This window comes from Methanoculleus sp. UBA291 (assembly GCF_002499755.1).
Lineage (GTDB): Archaea > Halobacteriota > Methanomicrobia > Methanomicrobiales > Methanoculleaceae > Methanoculleus > Methanoculleus palmolei.
In genome coordinates this window covers 32,756-52,897 of sequence record NZ_DANC01000013.1, presented here as the reverse complement: position 1 = coordinate 52,897, position 20,142 = coordinate 32,756, and the positions used below count along the sequence as shown (strand labels likewise).

16 protein-coding genes are annotated in these 20,142 nt (G+C 56.0%); 14 read left to right on the top strand and 2 right to left on the bottom strand.

Features of this window, described 5'->3' with window-relative positions; all coding sequences use genetic code 11:
* Positions 1–4: 4 nt before the first annotated feature.
* Genes BP737_RS02795 through brxL form a run of 7 tightly spaced genes read left to right on the top strand, consistent with a single transcriptional unit; the run spans position 5 to position 14,001 of the window.
* Positions 5–790 (top strand): hypothetical protein, encoded by a 786-nt coding sequence (locus tag BP737_RS02795; protein WP_342685901.1) that lies wholly within the window; start codon positions 5–7, stop codon positions 788–790.
* Positions 787–1,338 carry a BREX protein BrxB domain-containing protein gene (locus tag BP737_RS02790; protein WP_342685900.1) on the top strand — a complete coding sequence of 184 codons (552 nt, stop codon included), beginning with the start codon at positions 787–789 and terminating at the stop codon, positions 1,336–1,338. Before BP737_RS02795 ends, BP737_RS02790 begins: the two co-directional genes overlap by 4 nt.
* Positions 1,338–4,820, top strand: coding sequence for a BREX system P-loop protein BrxC (gene brxC, locus BP737_RS02785; RefSeq protein WP_342685899.1), 3,483 nt, complete (start codon positions 1,338–1,340; stop codon positions 4,818–4,820). Before BP737_RS02790 ends, brxC begins: the two co-directional genes overlap by 1 nt.
* Positions 4,817–8,005, top strand: a complete 3,189-nt coding sequence (locus tag BP737_RS02780) for an Eco57I restriction-modification methylase domain-containing protein (RefSeq protein WP_342685898.1) — start codon at positions 4,817–4,819, stop codon at positions 8,003–8,005. The genes brxC and BP737_RS02780 overlap by 4 nt, the downstream gene beginning before the upstream one ends.
* Positions 7,974–9,620 carry a DUF2254 family protein gene (locus BP737_RS02775; RefSeq protein WP_342685897.1) on the top strand — a complete coding sequence of 549 codons (1,647 nt, stop codon included), beginning with the start codon at positions 7,974–7,976 and terminating at the stop codon, positions 9,618–9,620. The genes BP737_RS02780 and BP737_RS02775 overlap by 32 nt, the downstream gene beginning before the upstream one ends.
* Positions 9,621–9,650: 30 nt before the next feature.
* A complete protein-coding gene (gene pglZ, locus BP737_RS02770; RefSeq protein WP_342685896.1) occupies positions 9,651–11,948 on the top strand; it encodes a BREX-1 system phosphatase PglZ type B in 2,298 nt (765 codons plus the stop codon).
* A 4-nt stretch (positions 11,949–11,952) separates the two neighbouring features.
* On the top strand, positions 11,953–14,001 hold the full coding sequence (brxL, locus tag BP737_RS02765; protein ID WP_342685895.1) for a protease Lon-related BREX system protein BrxL: 2,049 nt from the start codon (positions 11,953–11,955) through the stop codon (positions 13,999–14,001).
* Positions 14,002–14,111: 110 nt separating this feature from the next.
* On the opposite strand, the gene BP737_RS02760 is transcribed toward brxL, so the two are convergent.
* On the bottom strand, positions 14,112–14,384 hold the full coding sequence (locus BP737_RS02760; RefSeq protein ID WP_342685894.1) for a hypothetical protein: 273 nt from the start codon (positions 14,382–14,384) through the stop codon (positions 14,112–14,114).
* A 482-nt stretch (positions 14,385–14,866) separates the two neighbouring features.
* On the opposite strand from BP737_RS02760, the gene BP737_RS02755 reads away from it, so the two are divergent.
* The 3 genes from BP737_RS02755 to BP737_RS02745 all read left to right on the top strand — a co-directional run bounded on the left by BP737_RS02755 (position 14,867) and on the right by BP737_RS02745 (position 18,292).
* Complete coding sequence (locus tag BP737_RS02755) at positions 14,867–15,379, top strand: hypothetical protein (protein WP_342685892.1); 513 nt, start codon at positions 14,867–14,869, stop codon at positions 15,377–15,379.
* Between the two features lie 1,226 nt (positions 15,380–16,605).
* Positions 16,606–16,866, top strand: coding sequence for a hypothetical protein (locus BP737_RS02750; protein ID WP_342685891.1), 261 nt, complete (start codon positions 16,606–16,608; stop codon positions 16,864–16,866).
* A 127-nt stretch (positions 16,867–16,993) separates the two neighbouring features.
* On the top strand, positions 16,994–18,292 hold the full coding sequence (locus BP737_RS02745; protein WP_342685890.1) for a competence protein CoiA: 1,299 nt from the start codon (positions 16,994–16,996) through the stop codon (positions 18,290–18,292).
* 678 nt (positions 18,293–18,970) lie between these two features.
* On the opposite strand, the gene BP737_RS02740 is transcribed toward BP737_RS02745, so the two are convergent.
* Positions 18,971–19,120, bottom strand: coding sequence for a DUF2080 family transposase-associated protein (locus BP737_RS02740; RefSeq protein WP_250317314.1), 150 nt, complete (start codon positions 19,118–19,120; stop codon positions 18,971–18,973).
* Positions 19,121–19,256: 136 nt separating this feature from the next.
* Between BP737_RS02740 and BP737_RS02735 the strand changes: the two genes are divergently transcribed.
* From BP737_RS02735 to BP737_RS02720, 4 genes are read left to right on the top strand one after another with little or no spacing between them, the layout of a single operon-like run.
* Positions 19,257–19,520: a hypothetical protein gene (locus tag BP737_RS02735; RefSeq protein WP_342685889.1), complete on the top strand. Its 264-nt coding sequence runs from the start codon at positions 19,257–19,259 to the stop codon at positions 19,518–19,520.
* On the top strand, positions 19,521–19,844 hold the full coding sequence (locus BP737_RS02730; RefSeq protein WP_342685888.1) for a hypothetical protein: 324 nt from the start codon (positions 19,521–19,523) through the stop codon (positions 19,842–19,844).
* Positions 19,844–19,987 carry a hypothetical protein gene (locus BP737_RS02725; RefSeq protein WP_342685887.1) on the top strand — a complete coding sequence of 48 codons (144 nt, stop codon included), beginning with the start codon at positions 19,844–19,846 and terminating at the stop codon, positions 19,985–19,987. Before BP737_RS02730 ends, BP737_RS02725 begins: the two co-directional genes overlap by 1 nt.
* Complete coding sequence (locus BP737_RS02720; RefSeq protein ID WP_342685886.1) at positions 19,984–20,139, top strand: hypothetical protein; 156 nt, start codon at positions 19,984–19,986, stop codon at positions 20,137–20,139. Before BP737_RS02725 ends, BP737_RS02720 begins: the two co-directional genes overlap by 4 nt.
* Positions 20,140–20,142: the final 3 nt, after the last annotated feature.

Sequence of the window (20,142 nt, the reverse complement as noted above, 5' to 3'; positions counted from 1 at the left end):
ACGTGTGCAGTACCGTATCAGCGCTCAACAGCAATATCCCGAGGATGCAGGTTTTTTAAACGGAGTCGGAGTGCACACCGCTCGAACAATAATGTTCAAAGAGATTTCAACCATTCTGAGCACAACCAATGCAGATACTTCGTTCGATGAAATTAAGGGTAAAGTAATCGATGAGAACCTGCTTCAAAAGGCCAGCATCTCCGGGAGACGAAAGTCATTTGCTTACCTGAAGAAGGCATACGGGCTCGATCCCGACATCCCAATTTTCAGAGCGCTCTGCTGGGCGTGGAACGTGAGCGAAGAGGGCGAACGCCCGCTCATGGCGCTTCTCTGTGTTCTCTGTCGCGATGCATCTCTCCGTGTCTCGGCATCTTACATCCTCACCCTGCCTGCTGGAACAGTCGTGGAAAAACAGGTGCTGTCCTCAGAACTGGAGCGCGCATTTCCAAACGTGTACAGCCCGGCGGTGGTCGAGTCGATGACCAGAAACCTGCTCTCATCGTGGACTCAGTCCGGGCATCTTCAGGGGTTTCGGGATAAGAGTCGATCGAAAGCCTCGTCTCGCGCCGGGTCAACTGTGTTTGCGCTTTATATTGCGTCTTTAACTGGATTAAAAGGGCGGACACTCTTTGATTCACTCTGGGTCCGGGCGCTCGATGCAACCGATCGCGAACTTCAGGACTCAATTCACCTGGCATCGAGGCGTGGGTGGCTGAAATATCACGAGAGTGGCGGTATGATGGAGATTACTTTAATACCTGAGATATTCGCCGGGGCGAGAGGTCTATGAGTAAGATTGACGATCTGCTCGCGGCATATCAAAAACAGATCTCGCTCCCCTGGAATGATCTCCTGTCGCCGCAGGAGAAGGTCTGGTTCTGCATTTACGATCCTTCCCAGGAACGCCGGCTCAGGAAGCAGATGGAGGCGTTCGCCATCGTCACCCAAGAGACGGGGCATGACTGGATCCCGATCGACGTTACGTTCCTCTTTGAGCAGTTTCTCGCATCCAACGAGCATCACGAGAAATACTACCGAAATCCCAGGCTCATAAAATTTGAAGAGAAGAACTTCCTTGAGCATCTCTCAAACTACGTTGGGAGCCGGGCCAGTTCGAGTACTTCATCGTCTGTTGTTGCGATCAGCGGCATTGGGGCACTGTATGGCATCATACGTGTCAGCAAGATCGTCGAGGAGATTGTGAAGACCGTCCCGATTCCCGGTCGCCTTCTGGTCTTTTTCCCGGGAGAGCGGGATGGAAGAAATTACCGATTATTAAAGGCGCGGGATGGGTGGAACTATCTCGCCACCCCCATTGAGGCAGAGGAGATGGAGTAATGACAGCAAATTCCCTTACAGTCTTAAATCGCGAGGTATTCTACAACGACCCTACGACCTATGCTCTACCGAACGACGGCGTGGCAAGGGTAGGGCCGCTTCCGGAGGACAGAGAGGACAGGCAGTGGGCTGTCGCCCGTTACGAACTCGAACACTTCGTCTGTGAAGGGTCCTATCACGATGGGCTCAAGAGAATCCTCAATTCGTATCTCCAGAACCTCGATCAGGGATCACAACCCGCAGTGTGGGTGAGCGGTTTCTTTGGGTCAGGTAAATCGCATCTCGTTCGCGTGCTTGAGTTCCTGTGGTCAGATCTCAGGTTTGCCGATGGGGCCACCGCCCGCGGAATCTGCAATCTTCCACCGGACATACAAGAAGCCCTGAGAGAGTTAACGACAGAGGCTCGTCGGACCGGGGGTATCTGGTCCGCGGCCGGGACGCTCTCCAGCGGCGATTCGGACGACCCCCGCCTTGCGGTGCTCCAGGTGGTGCTCCGCTCCGCAGGGCTGCCTGATATCCTCGATATCGCACGCGTGCATCTCTGGCTCGCGCACGAGGGTATCCTCGACGGCATGCGCGAGAAGTTACGGGCGATCGGGAAAGAGAAGGATATGGAACTGCCGTTCGTTTCGGAACATTTTGCGCAGGCCCTTCTCGAACTGAAACCAAAGTTCGCCGAGTCCGCCACACAGGCAACCGAGTTTCTCAGCAACCAGTTCATGACGGATCGCCGGATGACGAACGCCGAACTGATCGGTCTGATGAAGGACGTCTTCCTTCTCAAGGGTTCGGCCAGGGGGCAGGTCCCTCTTGTTCTCCTCGTGCTCGATGAGGTGCAGCAGTACCTGACTATTGGAGAGGGGAGCAAGCAGCTGCTCGCATTTCAGGAGATCATCGAAGCCTGCTGTAAGAGTTTCGGGGGAAAGCTGCTCGTCGTCGCGACCGGGCAGGAGGCCCTCCAGGCGAACGTCCTGCTCCAGAGGCTTCAGGGACGTTTTTCGGTTCCTGTCCAGCTGGAGTCAAAGGATGTCGATGTCGTGCTCCACCAGACGGTGCTTCGCAAGAAGGAATCGATGAAGAAGACGCTACAGTCGGTCTTCGACCAGGTGAACGGGGAGATCTCAAGGCATCTCGGCGGGACGAAACTCGCTCACCAGATGGAGGACGATGACGCCCTCCTCCTCGACTATCCCCTTCTTCCTACCCGAAAGCGGCTATGGGACAGGATTCTGCACGCTGTCGACACCGGCGGCATGAGTACGCAGCTACGCACGCAACTGCGTCTGGCATACGAGGGTTCCCGGAGCACAGCGCTTGAACCTATCGGGAGCGTCATTCCCGCAGACTTCATCTTCAACCAGTTGAGCACCTACCTGATACGGAACGGGCTGCTTGCGGATGAGATCAACGAGATGATCCGGAAGGAGGATGACGGGACACCGGACGGGAACCTCCGGTCACGCGTCTGTGCGCTGATCTACCTCATCCAGTATGTCGACGAGTCGTTCGGGGTTAACGCGAACGCACAGACGTTATCCGATCTTCTGGTCACGGATCTCTCTGCTGGGAGCGAGATGTTGCGGAAGAAGGTTCCCGAGCTTCTTCTGGAACTCAATGACCGCGGCGTGATCAGCGATGTGGGGAACCGGGTCTACCATATCCAGACCAAGGAGGGAAAGGCCTGGGACTCGGATTACCGGACGAAACTTGCGCAGTACAAGGCGGACGATTCGAGAGTCATGTTCAAGCGGGATGAACTGCTCGGCCGCGCGGTTGAAGAGAAGTTGCGTGGGCTCAGCCTGGTCCAGGGGAAGAGCAAGACCCCGCGCCAGACGGAACTTACTGTCTTCGGGTCACAGAAACCAGAGATCGGCACGAAAGTTCCCGTCTGGATTCGCCACGGGTGGGAGGTGCCGGAGTCCCAGGTGAGAACCGAGGCGCAGGAGGAGGGGACCGAGAGTCCCCTGCTCATGGTCTTCCTGCCCCGGATGCACCACAATGAGATCCGGAACGAGATCGCCGGGATGCTTGCCGCCACCGAGATACTTCAGAGCCGGCCGACACCGACGACGTCGGAAGGACATCAGGCCAGAACCAATATCGAGGCGAAGTGCAGGAACCACGCGACGAAACTCGCGGAGTATATTACATCCATTCTCGCGAACACGAAGTTGTATCCCGGGGGCGGGAGCCCGGTTGACTGCCCGGATCTTGTCAAAGCAGTCCACGACGCGGCGCAGAACTCGGTTCTCAGGATGTTTCCCCGGTTCAGTGATGCGGATGCCGTCGGCTGGGAACGGGTGATCCCGAAGGTCAAAGCAGATGCCAGAGCTCCGCTTGAGACGATCGGCTTTGCCCGGGCGACCGAGGAGCACCCGGTCTGTAAAGAGATCCTGCACCGGCTGCACTCGGGTCCAAAGACCGGCAACGAGATCCGGAACGCGCTCGACGCTCCGCCGTTCGGGTGGCCGAGGGATGCGATAGACGGGGCGCTCATCGCCCTCTGTGCTTCGGAGCACCTGGTCGCCACGCTGCAGCGGAAACCGGTTCCCGCGAAGGAGATCGATCGGAAGAGTCTCGGGAAGATGGAGTTCCGCACGGAGACGGTCGTGCTCATAGCTGACGATAAGATCGCCCTGCGGGGTGTCTGCAGTACGCTCGCGATCCCGACTGATAATGTTGCAGAGGTTGAATCCGCACGCAGTGTGCTCGATGCGATAAGTGCGCTCGCCGGGAAGACCGGGGGTGAAACACCGTCACCGGAGCCAGAGGTGCCGGAGTATCTCTCTGAACTGCGGACACTCTCCGGGAACCAACTCGTCAAAGCGATCGTGGCCCGCCAGTCGGATATCCGGGGTGACGTCCGGCGATGGCAGCAGACGGTCAAGCGGATCGAAGAGCGTATGCCTGCGTGGACACAGCTGGCAACCCTGAATGATTACGCGGAAGGGCTCGACATCCATGAAGAGATTCAGGAGCAGTATGACGCGATACTAGAGCGGCGGAGCCTGCTTGATGATCCCGATCCGGTGCCTCCTCTCCTGCAGAAGATCCGGAAGGGGTTGCGTAATGCCCTGACAGAGGGGGCGAAGCAGGTAAAACTTGCGCAGGAAACCGTGCTTGACGAGTTGCAGAACGATGCCCTCTGGCAGCGGCTCACGGATTCGCAGAAGGAGGATCTGCTGAGCACGTACCAACTTGTCGTCCAATCCCTCCCGCCGCTTGAGGACGATGAGGCCATCATCGCGCAGATCAAGAAGACACCGCTCGCCTCGTTCGCGCAGACAGCCCGCCTGATCGAAGGGTCTCTGCCTGAAATCAGGACCGAGATGGCGAAGATGCTTGAGCCGAAGACGGTGACGGTGCGGCTCGCATCGGGGGTCATCGTCAAAACGGAGGAGGACCTCGATTCTTACCTGGGCGACCTGAGAGTCCGGGCGATGAGCGAACTCGAAAAGGGTAACCCGGTGGTGTTGAAGTGACGGTGCTGGAGAAGTCCGCCCGGAACCAACTGGACAAGGCGGTGCAGGCAGCCCGCCGGGCTGCGACGGCCGGCGCCGACCGAGCCCTGCGGGCGCTCGCTGTGGACCAGGAGAAGAAGCCGGCATATCTCACTTCTGAGCAGAGCGAACTGCGCCGCCGGCTCCGTGTCCGGTGCCGGGGACTCGGATCGTGGCAGGACCTCGTCCGGGCAGTCGCTTATGAGCAGTGGCACCGGATGCTCTTTGCCCGGTTCCTGGCAGAGAACGGGCTCCTGATCCACCCGGAGTATCGTGCGCCGGTGACGCTTGAGGAGTGCGCCGAGATCGCACGCGCTCGCGGGCTCGACCAGTGGGAGGTCGCGGCTGAGTATGCGGCCGGGATGCTGCCAGGCATCTTCCAGCAGGACGACCCCCTCCTGCTCCTGAAGTACGCCCCGGAGGACCGGGCCGCCCTACAGGAGATCCTTGCAGGGATTCCGGCGGAGACGTTCCGGGCGCAGGACGCACTCGGCTGGACGTACCAGTTCTGGCAGACGGAGGAGAAGGCGACGGTCAACAAGTCGGGGCGGAAGATCGAGGGGGCGGACATCTGCGCCGTGACGCAGCTCTTCACCGAGCCGTACATGGTGCAGTTCCTGCTCCAGAACACGCTCGGCGCCTGGTGGCTCGACCGGCACCCGGAGAGCCCGCTTCGTGCAGGGTGGGTCTACTACAAGGACCAGGTGCAGCACGACTTCTCGGCGTTCCCGGCGACGGCCGGCGACCTGAAGATCCTCGACCCTGCCTGCGGCAGCGGGCACTTCCTCGTCGAGGCGTTCCACATGCTGCTCGCGATGCGACAGGAGGAGGGCGAGTCCCTTGAGGCGGCGATCGCGGGCATCGTCCGGGACAACCTGCACGGGCTTGAGATCGACCCCCGCTGCATCCAGATCGCCGGGTTTGCCGTCGCGATGGAGGCGTGGAAGGCCGGTTTCCCCACCGACGATTACCTGCCGCTCCCGAACCTCGCCTGTGTGGGCCTCCCCATCCGTGCGGAGAAGGAGGAGTGGCTGAAGCTTGCCGGCGGGGACGGGCTGCTCGAAGGCGAACTTGAGAAGTACTACGACCTCTTCAAGAACGCCGACAGCCTCGGCAGCCTGATCCAGATCGAGGAGGGCGGCACGCTCGTTCCCGGCGAGGTGCTGATGCAGAAACTGGAGAAGGCGCTCGCGAAGGAGAAGGCGACCGGCGATCCGGTGGCGGAGGCGTTCGGGGAGACGGCGAGCGGGGTGTTGAAAGCGGTCCATTACCTAAGAAAGAAGGACTTCCATATTGTGGTGACGAACCCGCCGTTTTTAGGATATAGAAAACAGATCAAGATATTGCAAGACTATTGTGAACAAAAATATCCCCATTCAAATGCCGATTTAGCAACGTCGTTTTTTGAAAGGTGCAACTCATTCGTGAGACCCTATGGGCAATATGGGCTTGTAACTCCCCAAAACTGGCTATATTTAACCACATATGAGATATTAAGAACCACTTATCTTCATAATCAAATGTTTGGCACGGTTGCTAGACTAGGAGCGAATGCATTTGAAACGATTGGTGGATCTGTTGTTCAAGTAGCATTGATTACATTAGCAAATACGCATCCAAAAGAGGAATCTATCTTTCTCTTTTCGGATCTATTAGCAACTAAATCGACGATTGAAAAGTCCACGGAACTAAAAGAAAATTTTAAAGAAATCCATCAAAAAGATCAATTGAAAAATCCAGATGCACGAATCGGATTGGATGCAGATTTGAGTTGTTCTAAGACGCTGGATAATTTTTGCTATTCAGCACAGGGCATAGGAACAACAGATAACCCTCATTTTGTAATAAAATTTTGGGAGATTGCTGAAATAAATGGAGATTGGGTTTACTTCCAGACTGCAAATAAAACAAATAGTCTAATTGGCGGATATCATTCTCTATTGAGATGGGGGTCGGAATATTTTGATTACATTAACCTACTCAAATCGCAAAACAGGATTGGGGGGGGATGGCAAGCCGGGCGTTTAGCATGGGGTCACAAGGGTTATGCAATTAATGTAACCGGTTCAAAATATGTTACGATTTACTCTGGATGTAAATTTGATACCACGATTGGAGTTGTCATACCCCGTGAAGAGAGATACCTTGCAGCGATTTACCGTTATATTACTTCAACAGAATATATCGATAATTTATTGAAAATCGATCCCACATTAAGCATAACTGAAGGGACGCTAATTAAGGTCCCCTTCGACCTCTCTTATTGGCAAAAAGTCGCTGATGAGATGGGCCCGCTCCCCGAACCCCACTCCGACGACCCCACCCAGTGGCTCTTCAAGGGTAACATCGCCGGCAGCGAACTGCCGCTCCACGTTGCCATCGCCCGGATGCTCGGCTACCGCTGGCCGGAGCAGCCGGCAGACGACCCCCTCGACGCCCTCGCCGACCAGGACGGCATCGTCTGCATCCCTCCAGTCTGGGGCGAGCGTCCGGCAGTCGAACTGCTCCGGAGCATCCTCGCCGCTGCGTACGGGGACGAATGGTCGCCGCGGAAAGAGGAGGAACTCCTGCGGCAGGCCGGATGCACAAAGACCGGCGGCCTCGAAGGATTCCTCCGCGACGAATTCTTCGCGTCGCACTGCAAGCTCTTCCACCACCGGCCGTTCGTCTGGCAGGTCTGGGACGGCACGAAGGACGGGTTCTCGGTGCTGCTCAACTACCACAAACTCAACCGGAGGACGCTTGAGAAACTGATCTACACCTACCTCGGCAACAACTGGATCTCGCAGCAGAAGGACGAAGTCCGGCAGGAGAAGCCCGGCGCCGAGCGGAGGCTTGCCGCCGCCGAAGCGCTCAAGGCGAAGCTTGAGCAGATCCTCGAAGGCGAGCCGCCGTATGACATCTACGTCCGGTGGAAGCCGCTCCACGATCAGGCGGTGGGCTGGGAGCCGGACTTAAACGACGGCGTGCGGATGAACATCCGGCCGTTCATGGAGGCCGGCGTCCTGCGGTGGAAGCCGAACATCAAGTGGGGCAAGGACCGGGGCACCGATCCGGTGCCGAACTGCTCCGGGACGACGGAGCGGTTGAACGACCTGCACTTTACGCTGGAGGAGAAGCAGAGGGCGAGGCAGAATGCTGGAAGGATTGAGACAGAAGATCAGTGACTGGATCTATACCGACCCATATAAGCGCGGGTTTTGTGCTTGCAGCGCTCTTCTTTTATCGGCGTTTGCAGTAGCTTTGCTGATCGTATTGTCTTTTCCAGGATTCAACATCACTAGCGAGAGCGCCCGCTCTTTTGTTAGCGCTTCGAATCAGATCCAGGCAACAATCCTTGCTATCGTAATATCCCTCACGCTCCTTGCAGTTGAAATGACCGCATCAAAGTATTCGCCGAGAGTCATTGAAATATTCAAAAGAAATGTGACATTGTGGTTTTTCCTCTGCAATTACATAGTCTCGATCATAATCGGCTCGATAATTCTCACGCTTATTGACAGTCTTAATTCGCCAAGATCTACTACGTTCGGAACACTTTTTGTTCTTGTATTGGGAGTATACCTGTCCTTAATGCTTATTCTCTACGTCTTCAGTACCTTAGATTTCCTAAACGCAGAAAAAGTTGTAAAAAATCTCGCAGATTTAATTGATATAGAGACAATCAGCCCGCAGGTTGATCCGTTCCAATCAGTCTTTGACGTCATTTATGGCGCAGTTAGAATTAATGACTTTACTACCATGAGCACGGGGTTGGCCTGTGCTGAAGAGCGATTTAAAGAGCTTATCGCTAATCGTCCGGCGAATTGGCAGGACGATTACATTTTGTTCCGGTTCTTTGATGATATCAAACGCTGTGGATTCTTGCTCATCGAAAAGAGGGAAGATAAATATGTGTTTGAGATAATCACTCGTTTGGAAACGATTAATGAATGGGCTTTCAAAGAGCAGCAGATACTTGTTCTCAATAGATCTTGCTCCGCAATAGAAGATGTTGCAGTTAAAGCGTGCGAATATAATCTGGTTTCTGTTGTTAATCATTCACTCACAACATTGAAAGAAACAGCCAAATCTATTGGAGGAATTGAGGGGTTAACTCAAGACGATGAAGTTACGGAGAAGTGGAGATTCATACTATTCTCATTTGCTGAATCGATAAGCAACATCGGAAAAGCCTCGGTCAAACATGATCTGGATACCTCCTCACAGAAAGCAATTGAAATACTTGATAACCTTGGAAGGTGTGCAATAGAAAAGAACCTTATCTTCAAAGATGACTTTGTCTTTAAACGAATCGGTGAGATCGCACTCGAATACGTAAACAGAGATAAAACTACACTATTTAATTCATCGGTTCAGATGCTGCAGTACCTTGGCAAATATTCAATCCACCAAAATAACGGCAAGGAAGCGCTCTGGATACTGGACGAATTAAGAAAGATTGGAAAAAGCGCAGCGCATCAAAAGAAGACGCGGTGTATCCGGAAAGTGGTAGATGCAATTCAATCTATTGCCATTAGTGCTACAGAAAAAAAGAGGGGCGATATTGAAGCAGATGCTATTGATTTAATTGTAAAGTTTAAATTGATATACTCCGCCCTTTTTAAAAGGGAAAAAGAGGTTCAGTCACTTGATTATGGCCCCGATACTATCACTGTCTCAAAAGAAGAGTATGATATTGCGCTCCAGTATGAGTCTATCTTATTGGACGAATGCCTTCGTCTACCAGACGATTGGGAAGGCGCTTATGACGATGATGATGCAATGGTCCTCTCGCTCTAATTCACATCAAATTGTATGAGGGAACTCGAAATGAAACAAACCTTCTTAGACCGGGTCCGCGACTCGCTCGCCGGCGCCATGAACGATTACAACCGGGAAGACGTCGTCCGGCAGCAGGTGGTCGTCTTCCCGGACAGGACCGGCGAGTGGGCGCCCATCGTCGCCCGCCTCCGGGACAGCCTCCCCATCGTCACCTTCGGCGCCTACGACCCGGAGCACCTCACCGGCCCGGCCATCTACCTCCGATGCCTTGTCGCCCATACCACCGACGCTCCCCTCCCCCAGGACCAGCCGGTTATCGTGTACCTCCCCGGGTACTCACGCGAACAGCTCCGCAACCTTGAAGACTGCCCCGACGAGATCAAACCGCTCGCCGGCCTCCAGTACCTCGGCAACGTCTGGTCGCAGCGAAACGGGCGCGACTGGACCCTGCTCGCGTTCTTGAAGACAAGCCAGGGCGGCCTCTCCATCCAGGTCCACGACGACGCCGAGACACGGGATGCCATCCGGAGCGCCGCGGCCGTCCTCGCCGACGAAGCCGTGGAGTTCCTGAAATCAAAGGAGCCGCTCAACGCGGCCTTCTTTGCCGAACTCCACCACCCCGACCCGAACAAGCAGATCCTCCTGTGGATGAACGCCCCGGCCGGAGAAGAGCAGCGGATGAAGGTCAGCGGCGACTGGGGAGCGTTCTGTAAGATATGCAGGAAAGAGTACGACCTCGACCCGGAGAAGGACGGTGCGGCTACTGCCGCGGAGAAGCTGGGCTCTCAGTCCGGCAGGTGGGCGGACGTATGGGAGCGGTTCACGGAGAAGCCCGGAGCCTACCCCGAGGTCCCCCGGCTCCTCCGCAGCGTAAAATTGCCCGGCTGGATGCCCTATCCGGACTCGTGGCCGCAATACAACGACTTACGCGAGAAAGAACTCTATCTGGTCTTCATGGCCCTTGCCGAGGCCTCCCCGGAGGAAGCACGCCGGCAGATCGCGGACCTGGAACGGGCGCACGCCCCGCGGCGGGAGTGGGTCTGGGCAGGAATGGGGGAGAGCCCCCTCGCCCGGGCTCTCGAACACCTCGCGCACCTCGCGATCATCACGGCCGACATGAAGTTCGGCGGGACCGTACTCGAGCAGGCAGAGCGGTACGCCACTACCACATGGCGGGCCGACGATGCCGTGGTCCGTGCGCTTGAGCAGGCGACGGACAGGAAGAGCAGCGAGGCCGTTGCAGCCGTTGTCAACGTGCTCTACCGGAACTGGCTCGACGCGATGGCAGAGGCGTTCCAGAAGGAGTGGCTGCAGGAACCGGCACCGATGCGCAAAGAGAACCAGGAGCCCGTTGCCGGCGAGGTTCTGCTCTTTGTCGACGGCCTCCGCATGGACCTCGGCCACCGCCTCTCTTCGAGTCTGAAGGATGCCGGGTACTCCTGTAGTCTCTCCCACCGCTTCAGTGCTCTTCCAACGCAGACCTCGACGGCAAAACCGGCGGTCATGCCGATCGCCGGCGAACTCGTTGCCGGGGAGAACCTGACCCCCAGAACTAAGAGCGGGGCGCTCGCGACGATCACCGCGTTACGCAGCATCCTTAACGACAAAGGGTTCAGCGTGCTCAGCGACTCCGAGACCGGCGATCCTGCGCACTCCGCCTGGACTGACTGCGGAGACATCGATACAGAGGGGCATACCAAAGGGGCTGCCCTCCCTGAAGTTCTCGACAGGGAGATCGAGAAGATCCGTGACCGGGCGATCGAACTCCTTGAGGCCGGCTGGCAGCAGGTGCGCATCGTCACCGACCACGGCTGGCTCCTCCTCCCGGGCAAACTCCGGAAGACCGAACTGAAACCCGGGCTCACAGAGGTGAAGAAGGGCCGCTGCGCCGAGTTGCGGGCCGACGCAGAGACCGACTACCCTGTCGTCCGATGGTTCTGGGACCGCAACGTCCGGATCGCCCTGGCACCCGGAGTCTCCTGTTTCGAGGAGGGGAAAGAATACGAGCACGGTGGCCTCAGCCCGCAGGAGACCGTCGTGCCGGAGATTGTCGTCAAAATTGGTGCGACACGCAGCAAGGGTATCGAGATCGGTCAGGTCCGGTGGGCCGGACTGATCTGCAGGGTCCATGTTGACGGCGCCGAAGGCTACTCTGTCGACATCAGATGGAGGCCAGCCGACGCAGGGAGCAGCGTCACGACCGGCAGCCGTACGGTCAGCATCGAGGGCAACGCCTCGCTCACCATCGAAGATGACGGTAACGAAGGAAAAGAGGCCTGGCTCGTCGTTCTGGACAGTCAGAAATCTCCCGTAGCACAAAGGGCGGTCCGAATAGGACAGGAGTGACAGTATGGTGGACCTTGACGCACTTGATTCAAAGGTAACGGCGGCGTTTGAAGGATACGTGGTCCGTAAAGACCTCGCCCAGAAGTTTCGCGGCGGCTACCCTGTTCCGACCTACGTCGCCGAGTTTCTGATCGGCAAATATTGTGCGACCACTGACGAGGCCGAGATCCGCGAAGGCCTCGCCATCGTCCAGCGGCAACTCACCGAACGAATCGTTCGTGCCGGCGAGAACGAACTCTTCAAAGCCCGGGCTCGCGAGCAGGGCTCGGTCAAGGTGATCGACCTGATCACGGCCCGGCTTGACACGCGCTCCGACACATTCATGGCCACCATCCCGACCCTCCTCCTCAACGATGTCTACATCCCGGCCGAGATGGTCTACGAGAACGAACGGATGCTGACCGGCGGGTTCTACGGCGAGGTCGAGCTCGAGTACGGCGCCGGCCCCGGCGAGGGCAAGAGCGGCCGACCGTTCTCCATCACCAACCTCCGGCCGATCCAGCTCTCCAAACGAAACGTTATCAGCGATCTGGCCCGTGGCCGCGAGGGAATGACCACCCGCGAGTGGAAAGACTTCCTGATCCGCAGCATCGGCCTCGAACCTTCTTCCTTTGACGAACGGGCGCAAAACGTCCTCTTCCTCCGGATGGTCCCGTTTGTCGAGAAGAACTACAACTGTATCGAGCTCGGTCCCCGAGGCACAGGCAAATCCTACCTCTACCAGCAGATCAGCCCCTACTCGCACCTGGTCTCCGGTGGCAAAGCGACCGTGGCCAAGATGTTCGTCAACAACGCCTCCGGGCAGCGCGGTCTCGTCTGCCAGTATGATGTCGTCTGCTTCGACGAGGTCTCCGGGATCAGGTTCGACCAGAAGGACGGCGTCAACATCATGAAAGGCTACATGGAGTCGGGCGAGTTCAGCCGCGGCCGCGAGAGCATCCGCGCCGAGGGCGGCATCATCATGCTGGGGAACTTCGATGTCGACGTCGAGCACCAGCAACGGATCGGCCATCTCTTCGGTCCGATGCCCCCTGAGATGCGAGACGACACGGCCTTCATGGACCGGATCCACAGTTACATTCCGGGATGGGATTACCCGAAGATCCACCCCTCCATGATGACCGAGCACTACGGGCTCGTCAGCGACTTTCTCAGCGAGTCCTGGCGGCAGCTCCGGAACGGCAGCCGGCTCCACCTGATCACCGACCGGCTCCTTCTCGGCGATGCACTATCAGGCCGCGACCGCCGTGCGGTCATGAAGACGATCGATGGCCTTCTCAAACTTCTTTATCCATCACCCGACTGCGAGATCTCGGATGAGGATCTCGAATGGGCCGCCCGCATTGCTCTTGAGTCACGGCGCCGGGTTAAGGAGCAGCAGAAGCGTATCGGATCGGCCGAGTTCCGGAACACGATGTTCAGCTACCGGCTTGGGCCGGATGGGATTGAGCAGTACGTCACCACACCCGAGCTTCACAGGGAAAACACGATCAGCCCCGAGCCGCTGCCGCCGGGGCAGTGTTGGGCCGTAGGACCTGACGAGGAGGGAGGGGGCAGCGGCCTCTATAAGATCGAGGTCACGGTCACACCCGGCTCAAGCATCCGGTTGATCAACGTCAAGGCGCCAGCAGGACTTCGTGAGAGCCTCCGGGCGGCTGAGCAGGTTCTCTACACTCAGGCTCGCCGTCTTGTTGGGGATCACGATCCTGCAGATGCTGAGTATTCGGTCCAGGTTAGATCGATGACGCCGGTCGGCGCTGGCGCCTCTCTCTCGGTCTCGATCCTCATGGCTCTCGCCTCGGCCACGCTCAACAGGAGTCTTAAGGGAGGCATGGCGATAGCCGGAGGCATGAGCGTCGGGGGTACTATCGAGCCGGTATATCATGCGCTCGACATGGCAGAGCTTGTGGTCGAAAAGGGAGCGACCATGCTCCTCCTCCCTGTTGCAAGCCGCCGGCAGATGAACGAGATGTCGGACGAGTTAGCAGCCCGGCTCACCGTGATCTATTATACCGATCCCCGCGATGCGTTCCTCAAGGCAATAGGGGAGTAAATAGAAGTTAGTGTAACGAAAGCTCTGTAGTATTGAATTGGCCCTGAATCCAATCCCGATCCGGAGAACGGAAAATCGGGGCCATGAATCCCTTCGCGTTTATCGAAACGTCATCTGAAAAAATTCATCGCAACAAACCACTTTATACCCGCTGTGAAGGTTCCAACAATTATCTGAATGATCACCTGTCCAATTGAGGTTGGAGGAAGCGCCGTCTGAAGGAAGTACTGAATGAAAGCTTCAATAAAATCACCAGAAACGATATGGGGCAATGCGTTGAGAAGTGCCAATATTCCTCCACCATAGATGTACATTGAAACAGCGCCTACAATGGTTAGAGGTGTAAAAATGATATATTTGAGTAGTCCTTCCTCATATGCCATTGATTTTTAATCTCCTTTTGACAATATAAAGCCGCCTTATGCCGTGTGAGAGTATCTGAGGAATCTGGGTGAGGCTGCCCCAAAACGCCTATGCTGGAAAGGAAAATGCCCTCGCCGCACCCTCTCCTGCCGTGCCTCCAGACTCTTCACCCGCTCATAGAACTTCGTGCAACCTATCGACCCGATCGCGACCTATCAAGATGGGTAGCCCTTCTTGAAGGGTGGAGCGATTGCAGGGAGTGAGCGGGGCATTTATATGGTAGCCGTGGTAATTGGGCTGTATCTCGAGGGGCATGCGAGGGGTGTTCTTTCAATCAAAACAGTATAGGCTCAAACGCACACAACTCTCCGGGTAACGTATGCACGATTATCTCCCACAGTGAGTTCCCTGCTAGTTTTCTCCACCACCTGTCAGAGTCCGATAGCGGCATGGAGCCGCGACAACCAGGACATGCGCTGCCCTGCGTCTCCCCCGGGATAGTATGACTCAGGAGGAATTAGCTTTGATGGAATCTTCAGAGAGGAGTGAGTTAATCGTGGTGAGAACTCTTGAAGAAAAATTGGAGATTATCGATGAGAGATTCAGTTATCCGCACCAATCAGGTCGAAATTATGAGCGCTCTTACATGGGAGAGGTTAGGCAGATCGCAGCATCTACTCTGAACCTATCTGAACCCGACCATGCGGTCAGTATCACACTCACTCGCTCAGACTGTGCCCCAACCTATCTCCGTAATGTCATGACGTTCTTTGTAGATGGTACCACCCCGTTCTTTATGATTAAAAGCGTGGGGGACTATTATAAGAAGTATATCCCGGAGGAAGCAGCCAAAACTATCGATATACCGGGTCAGGATCCCGAGGGGTGGCGGGAGATATCTGAACTTCGAAGGCCCGGGCAGTTTAAGGGAACGGATATCGAATTGCTTTGCGAATACATCCGGTATACCTTCAACTGCTGTATTGGACGGCGACAGGAACCAATTGTTATTTAATTCGGAGAAGGGGCATGAATAGCCTCTAAAGCAATTTTATTGCCCCTAAACCCGGTTAATCTCCCTTTTTTACCCACGGATGTTACCTGATTTATCGACTCTCTCAGGCAGAAAACAGTGCCACACAATTCAGTATCCATCATCGAGGTCTCGTCCAGAGTCTCTTTTGACACCATTGTTCTGCCTCAGGACCCCGATACTACTTTGTTATAATCGGTCTGAGTCAGCCTCTGGAAGATTGCCATCATTTACGTAAGTTGGTCTACCCATAGAGATTCTTAAAAATCCGCTTATATGCCGCTCGATATGAGATGCTTGAGCGCCTCAAAGTTGTTGTAATTCTTGAACTCGACGTTCTTGGTGCTGGGCTTGTACTCAAGGCGAGTTGAAGGCAAAAAAAATTCAATGACGCCGGATGGCCTGCAGGGTTACTTGCCTATACTTACCCCCCGAAGAAAGTAACATCGATCGACCACAATATAAACAAGATGATGAACACGACCAGCGCGGCTAACGCCATTCTGCCCTCGTACTCTTCTTTTGTCATATGTGAGGGTCTGGGAAAAATTCGCGTCAATGAAAGTCACCTCCACAACCAGAACCGGTAGAGTACCGGGTTGGCTGTAAACAACGCGACGAGAAATAGCCGTTTATGCCATCATGCTGGGAATTTCTCAACCTGTTACATTCTTCACCTACAGCGTATGCTGTTCGTTCGCCCATACATCCGGCTGCGGTGAGAGTCTGGATCAGGGGCATGCGAGTTCTGTACACGTGGAGGAATAGAAGGAGGAGATATATTGCTGTTTCTACCGGCACGCAAGGGGCGGGGAGTTTGAGGCCCGGGGAAGCAACACCAAGACCGTCGTCACCCCGGACTCGCCTGCCGGGCCAGTTCCATGAACGCCCCCCGGCAAAAGACCCTCCATCCCTGGACCCGGCTGCAGGTCCCCCACCGGCCATGGCCGGTGTGACAGGCGTTCGCCTGTGCCAGAAGAGGGCACACCCTTATCCCGCCCGACAGTTCCGCCAGGCCCCCGCCGGTGGGGATATGAAAGCAACCCCTTTTATTTCTGTGAACAAATGACTCTCTGATGCCCGACCGGACCCTGGAACCAGACCGCGCGGGTTCCAGAGAGATCGAACCCTTCTCCTCATCCGGCGAATACTTTTATGCACTATTCTCCAATAAAAATTGAATTTGAACCAGCAGGAGTATCGACAACGTGAGTCAGCCCCACCCCGTTCCACCCGAACTGCTTTTAAAATCAGCCATTCTCGATGCGCTCATCAAGGGTGTACTCATGGTCGACCACGAGAGTCGGGTGGCATGGATCAACCGCCCGCTCGAGCGCCTGCTCGGCGTCGACCACTGGCTGACAGGGGATGAGGTGGCGGTTGTGAAGGGGGTTGTGTGGTGCAGGGGCCGATGCCCTGGAGATCCGGCGCAGGAGTGCTGTGAGATTTCATCGAGAGTAAGGATGTGATGGCATTCCGCTTTCAGCAATCATCAACGGTGAAAGGGTTATCGCCCCCGATCTATCTGATAGCGAATGGAGCGAACTCAAGGCTCAGCATAGAAAAGGCCTCACTATAACAATGCCCTGCTGCGGGATGAGCGGGCATGCCAGAATATCGAAGTGCGGCCTCAAACACTTCTACCATGCTCACAGATCTGATGAGTGTGGGAGAGAGCCGGAATCGCTCGACCACTTAAGACTCAAGAACCAGATTTACCAGATCTGCAAAGCAGAAGGATGGGATGCTCAACCCGAATACCAGTCGCCGGCCGGCGACTGGCGGGCAGATGTCTACGCAACGAGGGGAGAACGGAGCGTGGTGTTTGAGATCCAGCTCAGTAAGATCAGCCAGGAGGAACTTCAGGAACGGGAGGAGAAGTACGCCCGGGATGGAATCGAGTCCTACTGGCTCTTGAGAAATTACCTGGATCTTCAGCCCTATTATGAAACGTGGGGGGACTACGAGATCCCTTTGAACTTTCAGAATATCGATAGAAACGACCTCCGTTTAACTCACGAAAGGCTTTACTACGTTCGAAAAGGCATCCGTACTATCGGCATCAACTCCGACAACAAGACGCTGTGTACAACAAAAAACCCGTCGACAGGATTGAGGGAATGGGTCTGGTATGTGCTGAACGGGGATTACTCGCATTATCTCGCTGATGTTAAGGCGCAACACCAGAGATGTGCCAGATTAAGAGACTCTGTGTTACCCGTCCTGGACGATCTCACCGAGTTAAAGGACAAATACTACTATTATCGACGCGACCTGAAGAGACTCTATGCGGTGTTTAAAAGCAATACCTGGGACAATCCTACAACTCTGAGAGAAGAGATCAAATTAATGTACGCGTCATTTAAGGGATTCAAGGATGCTCTCTGGAAGGTCTACTCCCCAAAAAACGGGTTTGTATGGAAGACCAATTCCTATTCTGAAGGTAAATATAGGGAACTCGACCTCGTCTCAGAGAATCAGATATCCTCAATCCGTGAACAGGTGAGAGACCTTAAAGAGCTCGAAGCAAGGTTTTCGTCAATATTCAACGACCTGGATCACTATCTCGAACATAATGGCAGAAAGAACCAGACTGTGGTGCACACAATCGAGAGAGGGACGCTCCATAAACCGGATGATATCGAGCAAGTGATCCATAAGCCGGACAATAAAAAACAAGAACAAGTGATCCACAAACCAAACGATAGAAAGCGAGAACAAGAAGAGAAGGTGTACTTCGAATTTGCGAAAGTGCTGCCCGAGCTCACCCTCGTATCGCAACAGGGGCTGAGGTACAATAATCCATACGGATGCACGTGGGCTATCAACAAGGACGATGCAATAGAGTTTGAGCAAAAAGGCTACGGAAAAATCGTAAACCGAGCCTCAACTTAAGATCTTTTTCAACGTATCGCTCGCCACCGCGAGTTCTGGCCGAGTGGTGCAGTTCACGGCCTACCTGGGGAAAAACCGCTGCTCTGGACCCTCAACCGGCAGACCACACTCCCTCCGGTCAGCGAGGGTCGCGCCTCCGGCGCTGCACTTCGTGCCCCCTCGCCGCCCTCCGGTCGTGGCGTCTGCCTGGTCTTCTCTTCCAGTATGGGACCTCTGACGACCATGACCGGCTCGGAACTCGCCGGTCATCGTCTGCTGGGAAGTGCTCGTCACGCCGTGCTCCGCACCGCGCTCCTCGCACGGAGGGGTGGCGCAAGGCCACCCCTCAAACGGACCCCACCGCCCGCGCACTTCGCGCTCCTCCTCCGCACCTGACGGTGCTCGAACTCCGTTCCTGATGGAACGTCGTTCCGCCCCCTCGGGAGGCGGGCAGTCCGTGGCGATAGGACCCGGCCGGAGGGATAGGCAAGTATCCCTCCGGCCTGTTCATGGGGATCTGTGTTCCCCTCCATTATGGAGCAAACGCGGGGGCAGCCGTTGCGCCGCGAGGCCGCGACAAGCGAGGGAGGGCGCCCGAAATACCAAAACGCAAAAAAATGATAGCGCTGTTCTGAAGCGATTACGAGCAAGCGCGGTTGACCGAGAATGCTCGCCCGTCCGGCGGGACCCGGCCGCTCCTTACTCTTCCTCGACCGGGTCGAGCAGGACGATCTTCACCCGCTTGCCAACCCACGAGACCGGCACCATAACATGACCGCTGTTCCCGGTTTTGGTAACGGTCTTCTCTCGCACTTCGTATCCGCTGACGGTGACGTCCACCTTCTCCATACTCATAATATGACCCTCGTATCATTAAAGTCTAACTAAAAATATACAATGTACATACAAAGTATAAACATTTAAATACTCAGCCCTCCTATACTATAATAGTGAGACGAGAAGCACTCACTGGAGGAATCGAGAGATGACATTCAAGAAAATCGGCAGGCTGGCCCTCTGCGACGGCCGGCTCCGGGTGGAGATCGACACGGTCGGATCGTTCCACTTTGACAACAACTGCCTGGTCGGCGAGGACGGCCGGCAGCACGGCTACGCGATGCCGAGCGCGACGGGAAGAGCGGTGAACCTGCACCTGACCGAAGGAGCGCTCTGCACGGTGATCAAGTCACAGCTCCTGCAGGTCGTCAACGGGAGTATCGGAAAAGCGGCAGTGTTCGAGGTGGCGTAAATGTCCTGGTCAGACGCGGCCACCACGAACCCCTGCACAGAAATGATCGGTGGGCAGCCCCTTAACCCTTCCGGGCGCCCCCTCTCTTTTACCGACGCGATCCCCTACCGCGACCTGCTGAAGATGGCAGAGTACGACGAGCAGGCTGCAGAACTGGACGGGTTCCGGGACCGGCTCGCAAGGCTGGCGGCCGAGGAGTGCCGGCAGAAGGCCGAGCGGATCCGGGAGCACTACCGGGATCTCGTCGCGGAGTACGGCCTCGCCTTCTGCGTGCAGCAGGCCGCGGAGGAGGACGAGCGCTACGGCAACGGGAGGTTCTTCTGATGCCGTCCTTTACCCTCCCTGTTTTTCGGCACAGCGACAATGAGCAGGACGAGCCGGGCGCCCCGGACCTTGTCGTCCTCGTGTCGCCCTACGAGACCGGCAGGCAGGCCGTGCTGGTCCCCCGCAGGAGGGGAGACGAGTGATAACGACTACATGCGACAGGTGCGGCGCCGTCGTCAGGGAAGAGCACTGCCGGACGCACCGGGAGCGGGAGACCTTCTGGGGAGCGCCCTGCTCCTACACGGTGATCGCTGCCTACGTCTGCCCCGAGTGCGGCTACGAGTGGGAGGCCTGAAGC